Raw genomic sequence first — 1010 nt, forward strand, 5'->3', positions numbered from 1 at the left:
AAAACTAAACAAAAAACCACCCTTTCCTTTCATTTCCATATTCCATCGCACTCACTCTTACACCAGCAATGGCCGCCTCCTCAATGGCTCTCTCCTCCCCATCATTTGCCGGTCAGGCGGTCAAGCTCTCCCCCTCCACCCCCCAGCTCTCCGGCAACGGCCGCACCTCCATGAGGAAGGCCGCCGGCAAGCCCAAGCCCGTCTCCTCCGGCAGCCCCTGGTACGGCGCCGACCGCGTCAAGTACCTCGGCCCATTCTCCGGCGAGCCCCCAAGCTACCTCACCGGAGAGTTCCCCGGCGACTATGGCTGGGACACCGCCGGCCTCTCCGCCGACCCCGAGACCTTCGCGAAGAACAGGGAGCTGGAGGTGATCCACTCCCGGTGGGCCATGCTCGGAGCCCTAGGGTGCGTGTTCCCGGAGCTGCTGGCCCGCAACGGCGTGAAGTTCGGCGAGGCCGTGTGGTTCAAGGCCGGAGCTCAGATCTTCAGCGAGGGAGGGCTCGACTACTTGGGAAACCCTAGCCTCGTACACGCGCAGAGCATCTTGGCCATCTGGGCTTGCCAGGTGGTGCTAATGGGCGCCGTCGAGGGCTACCGCGTCGCCGGTGGGCCCCTCGGAGAGGTGGTCGACCCGATCTACCCGGGCGGGAGCTTCGACCCTTTGGGCCTGGCCGAGGACCCGGAAGCGTTCGCGGAGCTGAAGGTGAAGGAGCTGAAGAACGGGAGGCTGGCGATGTTCTCGATGTTCGGGTTCTTCGTTCAGGCCATCGTCACCGGAAAGGGGCCGTTGGAGAACCTCGCCGACCACCTCGCTGACCCGGTCAACAACAATGCATGGGCTTTTGCGACCAACTTTGCGCCCGGAAAGTGAGAGATGGTATAATCAGATCGATGATTTTGTGGTGTAAATTAGTGGGGTTGATCTAATTCTGCATTTTTTTCCTTCTATTTTGGAATATCTTTTTTCTTGTTTTGTGGTGACCGGGACTTAATGTGGTTTTGCTATAAG

General features: G+C 59.8%; 1 protein-coding gene. It reads left to right on the top strand.

Annotated features, from left to right (window positions below; genetic code table 11):
* The first annotated feature begins 170 nt into the window (after positions 1–170).
* Positions 171–872, top strand: coding sequence for a chlorophyll a-b binding protein (locus GFJ41_RS20880; RefSeq protein WP_170075972.1), 702 nt, complete (start codon positions 171–173; stop codon positions 870–872).
* Positions 873–1010 lie beyond the last annotated feature (138 nt).

It is taken from the genome of Paraclostridium dentum (genome assembly GCF_012922555.1).
GTDB lineage: Bacteria > Bacillota > Clostridia > Peptostreptococcales > Peptostreptococcaceae > Paraclostridium > Paraclostridium dentum.

Bases quoted from the DNA above. Each gene is read 5' to 3' on its own strand.
- GFJ41_RS20880 (WP_170075972.1), top strand. From the start codon at position 171: ATGAGGAAGGCCGCCGGCAAGCCCAAGCCCGTCTCCTCCGGCAGCCCC.